This window comes from Sporosarcina cascadiensis (genome assembly GCF_009650995.1).
GTDB classification, from domain to species: Bacteria; Bacillota; Bacilli; order Bacillales_A; family Planococcaceae; genus Sporosarcina; species Sporosarcina cascadiensis.
This window is the reverse complement of record NZ_WHVV01000048.1, coordinates 1-375: the sequence shown is the minus strand read 5'-3', so window position 1 is coordinate 375 and position 375 is coordinate 1. Positions and strand designations below refer to the sequence as shown.

Sequence of the window (375 nt, the reverse complement as noted above, 5' to 3'; positions counted from 1 at the left end):
TTCCCAGCCGTCTTTGTCCCGATTTTTTCACCGGTTTGATTCGGATGCGCTGGATCAGTTGCAGGCAGCAAACCAAATGATGCTTGACCAGGTTCACCGCGCCCGGCAGGCGCAAGCGCTGATTGTAGACCTCGATTCTTCGCATGCCGATACGTATGGTCAACAGGAAGAGGCTGCATACAACGCGCATTACCAGACAGTCGGGTTTCATCCGCTCGTCGCGTTCGACGGCTTGACAGGCGACTTTCTTAAAGCGAAGCTGCGTCCTGGCAATGTCTATACGTCGAATGGCGTCGTGGATTTCATCCGGCCGGTTATCGAGCATTATAACGAGCAGTTTCCCGAAACCTCGTATCTGGTTCGTGGAGACAGCGG

General features: G+C 54.1%; 1 protein-coding gene. It reads left to right on the top strand.

All coding sequences use genetic code 11. The features are described 5' to 3' along the window. On the top strand, nucleotides 1-375 hold a 375-nt coding region (locus GDZ68_RS17970; RefSeq protein WP_153723684.1), incomplete at both ends, for a transposase.